Here is a 6,491-nt window from a genome sequence, read left to right as displayed (position 1 = left end):
TGGATTGCGTCACAGCGTTCGCAATGACGACGTTCTTTCACGTTAACCGTCCTTTCCATCGGCGCGCGCACTCACCAGCCAGGGCGTGTACTGCCACAGGTAGATCAGGAACGCGGCACTCCAGGAGGCGGCTGAGGTCACCAGGCCGATGATGTAGAACGACGGTGCCAGCCAGGGCAGCAGCACCCGCAGCGCGGCGGCCAGCATGATCAGCAGGTAGATCGCGATTTCTGGTGCTTCTGCCTTCAAGGGCCGACCGGTGTGGCCGCGCGCGGTGCGGGTCATCATGCCAAGAATCAAGCCGCCGGTGGCGCCGACGCCCAGCGCGTGGACTCCGAGCGAGGTGGTGATCAGGTCCAACTGCGCCAGCGCCAGCAAGCCCAATCCCAGAATCAGCCAAAGATGCGCCGCGTGCAAGATCCACAAAATCGGGTGGCCCAGCGTGGCCAGCGGGTGCCAGCGCCACTGGCGCACCAGATTCAGCGCAAACGCCAACCCAAGGGCCGCAGCAGCCAAACCACTGTGCCAGCCGGTCACCCACAGCGCCATGCCCAGTACGGTGGCCACCAGCGCGGTGCGGTCGAGCCAGGGCAGGGTGACGATTTTGAGCGTCGGCAGGGCGTTGGTGGTAAAAAACGGCACCACGCGCCCGGCCATGACGCATTCGATGACGACCACAAAACCCAGAGCGGCGTACAAACTGCGCATCGGGTCGAGGTCGATGACACCATTGGCCGACAAATGAAAGCTCAGGTTCACCGCCGTCAGCAGCAGCAAGATCAGCGCCAGCGGCACATTGCGCCAGTTGCGTGACTGGATCAACAAGCGCAGAAACACCAGCCCGACGATGGGCAACAGTGCCAGGTCCAGCACCGCAAACACCGCATAGGGTGCTACCAGCGAGGCCACGCGCGCGCTGAGCCACAGCAGAACCAAGGCACCCAAAGCCAGACCGCGCGGGGTTTGCAAACCGGTCCAGTTTTTGCCGGCGGTCATCAGAAAACCCACGATCACCGCGATGGCAAAACCAAACAGCATTTCATGGGCATGCCAGAGCAGCGGCTGCGGGGCCGATTGCCAACTGATCGCACCCAGAAAAACCGCCACCCAGAGCGGCACGATCAGCGCTGCCAGCAGGGCGGCCCCAAGATAGAACGGACGAAAAGCCAGCCGTAGCCAAGGTATGCCTTGAGGTGCGGTCGGTGCAGGGGTGTTGTTGAGGATCGGTAGGGTCATACGGGTTGTCTCGTGGGGTCGTCTGTTGGGTTGCCGGGAAAAGCGGGCGGGTTGCTGGGTGCGAGTTGCTGCTCACCCCAGGCCAGCCAGTCGTCGCCAAACAATTCGCTCGGGTGCGGTGATCGCTCGTTGGAACAGGCCATGGCGGTAATGGCGCAAAACTGGTCACAGCCCCAGCAGATGCGCTCGGGGTTGGCGGGATGAAGGGGGAATTTTTTGGCCATGTCAGAGTTTGGTTGGTGCACTGTGAGGATTTAGCGCGGGATGACGAAAGTGGATTTTTCTTCGACGGCGACTGTTCTGCCCTGCTCGTAGGTTTCCACCCGGAAGTGGATCGGGCTGGCCTTGCCACGGTGTTCTTGTGCCGTGGCAAAGGGCAGGGTCAGGCGCACGGTGAGTGAGCCGATACCTGTGGCCGGCACACTGAGCACCGGATTGGTGGCCAGCGCCAAACCCGGCAAGCCCTGCACACTGGCGGTATAGGTTTGTGTGCGTTCAGTGGCGTTCATGACTTTCAGACGGTAGATGTTTTCGATGTCGCCATTGCCCAGTTCGCGGGCCATGGTGCCACGGTCCTTGATGATGTCCATTGCAAAGCCCTTGCGTGTGGATAAACCACCGACAAAGATCGCCACGACCCCCAGAAACAACACGCCGTAAAGCCACACGCGTGGGCGCCAGACCCGCTTCACCATCTGTTTGGGTGTCAATTGGTCGGCGATGCCCCGCCCCGACGAATATCGGATCAAGCCGGTGGGGTAGTTCATTTTGACCATCACTTCGTCGCACACATCAATGCAGGCGGCACAGGCAATGCATTCGTTTTGCAGCCCGTTGCGGATGTCGATGCCGGTTGGACACACCTGAACACACAGCGTGCAGTCAATGCAGTCGCCCAGGCCCAGCGCCTTGGGGTTCGCCGTCCGTGCGCGTGAACCCCTGGCCTCGCCCCGCTCGGTGTCGTAGGCGATGACCATCGAGTCCATGTCGGTCAGGGCACTTTGAATGCGGGCATAGGGACACATCTGTTTGCAGATTTGTTCGCGCAGGTAACCGGCGTTACCGTAAGTGGCCAGGCCGTAGAACAAGACCCAGAACCATTCCCAGGGCGAAAACGACAGCGTCAGCAGTTCCTGCACCAGCTCTTGAATGGGTGTGAAATAACCCACAAAGGTGAATCCGGTGAACAAGCCCAGGCCAATCCAAAGGGCTTGCTTGGCGCTTTTGCGTAGGGCTTTTTCAAGCCCCCAAGGCGCGCTGTCCAGACGCATGCGGGCCAGGCGATCCCCTTCCGTGATGCGTTCCAGCCACAGAAATATTTCGGTATAGACGGTTTGCGGGCAGGCGTAGCCACACCAGAGCCGCCCCGCCACGGCAGTAAAGAAAAACAGTGTCAGTGCGGCCAGCACCAGCAAGACGGCCAGGTAAATCAGGTCCTGCGGGTGCAGCACCAGGCCAAAAATAAAGAACCGGCTGCCAGCCAGATCAAACAGGACCGCCTGGCGCTCGTTCCATTGCAGCCAGGGGATGCCATAAAAAACCAGTTGCGTGACCCAAACCATCACCCAACGCAAGCGGGTAAAGAAACCGCCGACGCTGCGCGGATAAATTTTGCCCTGCTCGTCGCCCAACGCAAACACGCTGTCAGCCGCGGCGTCAACGGGGACGGGCTGGAGCGGAATGATCTTGTGGGTGAACGGTTTTTTCATCGTTTTGGCGCTGCGCAGAACGGTCGTGGTATAGACCTACGTGCCATCCTTAAAGAAGAGTTTAATATGAATATTATTTTATCCTGATAATAGACACATTGAATGCATCTTTGATTTAACCTGACCTGACCTATGCGCCTAACCCAATGGACCGACTACACCTTGCGCGTATTGATGTACTGCGCTGCCAGCAAGGAGCGCGTCGAGCCGGTGACGATCACCGAGATCGCCGAGCGTCACGGCATTTCGCGCAGCCACCTGACCAAAATCGTGCAGCAACTCGCGGCCCGTGGCTGGCTGGAGACCACCCGTGGCCGCGGCGGCGGCATGCGCCTGGCGTTGCCTGCCAAAGACCTCTGCCTCGGTACCGTCGTGCGCGCCACCGAGACCGATTTTTCCGTGGTTGAGTGTTTCGAACCGAGCCTTAACCAGTGCCGGATGAACCAGAACTGCAGACTCAAAGGGGTCTTGAATCAGGCCACGCAGAGTTTCCTGGCGGTGTTGGATGGCGTAACGCTGGCGGATTTGGTGGCCCCGGTTGGCCAGGCAGTCAACTTGCCCAAAACCAGGCGATTGCAGGGAATTCCAGGTTTGCCAGGCGCTACGGCCTGAGTCCGGTCTAAAGCAGCCCCTGCTCGGTCGCCATCACGGCGGCGTGTACCCGCGAACTCACCCCGAGTTTTCGCAACACGTGCTGCACATGAATCTTGACGGTGGTTTCCACAATGCCGTGTTCGCGCGCTATTTCCTTGTTGCTGGCACCTCGGGCGATGCCGCGCAGGATGTCGAGTTCACGCGGTGACAGGCTGGCCATGGCCAGCCCCGTGGGCGTGCTGGTTTTCGCGCTTTGGCATGGCGCTGAGGCCTGATTGGTGAGTTCCGCCTTGAAAGAGGTGTTTTTGTAGGCAGCAATCAGCTTGCCCATCATCTCGGGCGCAATGATGCTGTCGCCTTGCGCGGCGCGGTGCACGGCGGCGGTCAGGTCGTCGCCTTCCATGGTTTTCAGCAGGTAGCCGCTGGCACCACCGTGCAAGGCTGCTGCCAGATCGTTCTCGTCCTCGCTCACGGTCAGCATCAAAATGCAGGCCTCAGGTGCCGCCTCAAGCAGCGACGGCAGCGCATCGACGCCGTTGACCCCGGGCAGATGGTTGTCGAGCAGGATCACATCGGGTTGCAGCTCCTGGGCTTTGCGCAGCGCCTGCCCGGCATCTGCGGCATCGCCTACGACCAGCAAGCCGGCATCGCGGGCCAGCAGCGCGGTCAGGCCGCGGCGGAACAGGGTGTGGTCGTCCACCACCAATATGCGGATGGGCGTGTTGTCAGGCGGGTTGATTGGCATGTTCAAACGGTGTTTGCAGTTGGGTTGGCGGGTAGGCTGTCGATGCGGTCGGCGTTGCTGGTGCTGGGGTGGGACGGCGGTGTCAGGGTCAAAATGACCGAGCTGCCCCGCGAGGGCGTTGACAGCACCTCGATGTGCGCACCGATGCGCTGCGCGCGCTCGGTCATGATACGCAGGCCCACATGGGTTTCATCAAATTGATCGGTGTCGGGGTTGAACCCGATGCCATCGTCGCGCACTTCAAAGCGCCAGCCGGGTTGCTGCTGCACATCCAGCCAGGCCTGCGATGCGTGGGCGTGCTTGCGGATGTTCGACAGCGCTTCCTGCACAATGTGCAGCACCTGAATCTGCACATCCGGGGCCAGTGGCATGCCTTGGCCCTGCATCGTCAGGGTGGTTCTGATGCCGCTTTGATGCTCGAATTTTTGCAGCGTGGTGGCCAGCGCGGGCTCGATGTCTTCGGTGTTGGTGCGGGTTCTGAAGTGCAGCAGCAGTTCGCGCACATCGCTGTAACTCTCACGCACACCGACGTCGATTTCTTCCAGGATTTTCGCGATTTCGGTCTCATCGCAGGTTTTGATGGCGTCGCGCATCAGCTGGACCTGGATTTTCAGGAACGCCAGCGACTGGGCAATCGAGTCATGCAGTTCGCGCGCCAGCAGGTGGCGCTCTTGCGACACGGCCGCTTCTTTTTCCAGCGCGTTCAGGCGAAGGTATTCCATGCCGCTGGCCAGGTGACTGCCAAGGGCCTCCAGCAGCGAGCGCTCGGCAGGCGTCGGGTTGACGCGCGCATGGAAAAACAGATCGACTTCTCCCATCAGGTGCTGGTGCAGTCGCACCGGCAGGGTGATGACCGTTTCGAAGCCGGCCTTGAAGCAGTGCTTGAGCGGCGCACTGGACTCGTCCCGGATTGGAATGACGCGAAAGTCTGAATCTGGAGTGACCGAGCCGCAGAAGCAGTCGCCGGTGTAAATGCACTGCTCGCCGTCGATCATGTCAGCGGGCAAGCCGTGGGCGGCCAGCATCAGGTGGCGCTGACCGCCCTGGTTTGACCAGCGCAGTGCGACGCCGTCGGCGTGGGAAATCGTGGCCAGGCTCTTGGTGAAGTCCTGTGCCAACGCGTCCAGCGAGGTGGCCTTGGCCACCAGTGCTGTGACCTCGTACAAGCTCTCAAGCCGGTCCGACTTTTCCTTCAGCAAGAAGGTCTTTTCCGCCACCTTGGCTTCGAGGTTTTTGTACATCGACTGCAAATGCTCGGCCATGCCGTTAAACCCGTCGGCCAGGGTGCCCAGTTCATCGCTGGAGACACGCTCCACCCGGGCATCAAAATTGCCGATCTGGATTTTTTCAATGGCCTGTTTCAGTTGCCCCACCGGCTCCAGCACAAACAGGTAGCCGGTGTAGAGCAAGACGGTGGCGCCCACCACCACAGAGGCCAGCATACCCATTTGCAGCAGATGCAGCAGCGCAGTCCAGCGCGCAATATGCACTTCTATGCTGTTGACAAAATCATCGATACGGGAAGCAAAGGCCACGGTGTCGGCACGCAGGTCGGTGAACACGTCGGGCCTGGCTTGAATCCAGCGCGCCTGGTAGCGCGTCCAGTTTTTTTCCACTTCGGCAAAGCGCGCGCTGGTGTCGGCGTCCCAGGACACGAACAGCGGCCGCTGTGGGTCGCCTTGCCTGAGCGTGGCCAGGCTACGGTTGAATTCGGCGGCTTGTTCGGGCAGTTGGCTGGTTTCCTGCGTACCAATGGAGAGCGACATGCGGTACGACTGCATGCGCATGCGGCCAGCCTCGTTGACGGCTGCCGCGCCACCGTCGAGCTGCCACGATACCCACAGTGTGGCAATGGTGGCCATGAACACCAGCAGCAAAAAGGGTGCCCCCACCATCAGCAGTTTGGCACCCAGGCTCCAGTGACGTTGGATGGTCATGGGTTCAGCCGTCCATGCCATCCAACCAGATTTTCAGCAAGCAGAAGCCCGGCCTCAGGCCTGACGCTCGAAAATGGCGGCAATGCCCTGACCGCCACCGATACACATGGTCACCAGCGCATAACGCCCGCCGATGCGTTCGAGCTCGTACAACGCTTTCACGGTGATCAGCGCGCCGGTGGCGCCAATCGGATGGCCCAGCGAAATGCCGGAACCATTGGGGTTGACCTTGGCCGGATCCAGCCCTAGGTCGCGGCTGACGGCGCAGGC

General features: G+C 60.8%; 6 protein-coding genes and 1 pseudogene. 1 reads left to right on the top strand and 6 read right to left on the bottom strand.

What is annotated here, in order from left to right:
* Positions 1–42: 42 nt before the first annotated feature.
* Genes IBX54_RS11320 through ccoG form a run of 3 tightly spaced genes read right to left on the bottom strand, consistent with a single transcriptional unit; the run spans position 43 to position 2,945 of the window.
* On the bottom strand, positions 43–1,236 hold the full coding sequence (locus tag IBX54_RS11320; RefSeq protein ID WP_296542758.1) for an NnrS family protein: 1,194 nt from the start codon (positions 1,234–1,236) through the stop codon (positions 43–45).
* Positions 1,233–1,460, bottom strand: a complete 228-nt coding sequence (locus IBX54_RS11315; RefSeq protein ID WP_296542757.1) for a DUF3079 domain-containing protein — start codon at positions 1,458–1,460, stop codon at positions 1,233–1,235. The genes IBX54_RS11320 and IBX54_RS11315 overlap by 4 nt, the downstream gene beginning before the upstream one ends.
* Before the next feature lie 30 nt (positions 1,461–1,490).
* Positions 1,491–2,945 carry a cytochrome c oxidase accessory protein CcoG gene (ccoG, locus tag IBX54_RS11310; protein ID WP_296542756.1) on the bottom strand — a complete coding sequence of 485 codons (1,455 nt, stop codon included), beginning with the start codon at positions 2,943–2,945 and terminating at the stop codon, positions 1,491–1,493.
* 132 nt (positions 2,946–3,077) lie between these two features.
* On the opposite strand from ccoG, the gene IBX54_RS11305 reads away from it, so the two are divergent.
* On the top strand, positions 3,078–3,557 hold the full coding sequence (locus tag IBX54_RS11305) for an Rrf2 family transcriptional regulator (protein WP_296542755.1): 480 nt from the start codon (positions 3,078–3,080) through the stop codon (positions 3,555–3,557).
* 7 nt (positions 3,558–3,564) lie between these two features.
* Here the strand turns inward: IBX54_RS11305 and IBX54_RS11300 are convergent, their stop codons facing one another.
* The 3 genes and pseudogenes from IBX54_RS11300 to IBX54_RS11290 all read right to left on the bottom strand — a co-directional run.
* Positions 3,565–4,284 (bottom strand): response regulator, encoded by a 720-nt coding sequence (locus IBX54_RS11300; RefSeq protein WP_296542759.1) that lies wholly within the window; start codon positions 4,282–4,284, stop codon positions 3,565–3,567.
* A gap of 2 nt (positions 4,285–4,286) precedes the next feature.
* A complete protein-coding gene (locus IBX54_RS11295; RefSeq protein WP_296542754.1) occupies positions 4,287–6,221 on the bottom strand; it encodes a type IV pili methyl-accepting chemotaxis transducer N-terminal domain-containing protein in 1,935 nt (644 codons plus the stop codon).
* A 54-nt stretch (positions 6,222–6,275) separates the two neighbouring features.
* A pseudogene (locus IBX54_RS11290) lies at positions 6,276–6,491 on the bottom strand (acetyl-CoA C-acyltransferase); the annotation flags it as partial.

Source organism: Rhodoferax sp. (assembly GCF_014859475.1).
Classification (GTDB): domain Bacteria; phylum Pseudomonadota; class Gammaproteobacteria; order Burkholderiales; family Burkholderiaceae_C; genus Rhodoferax.
Note: the sequence above shows the minus strand (reverse complement) of the source record. Positions and strands in the feature narration are given on the sequence as shown.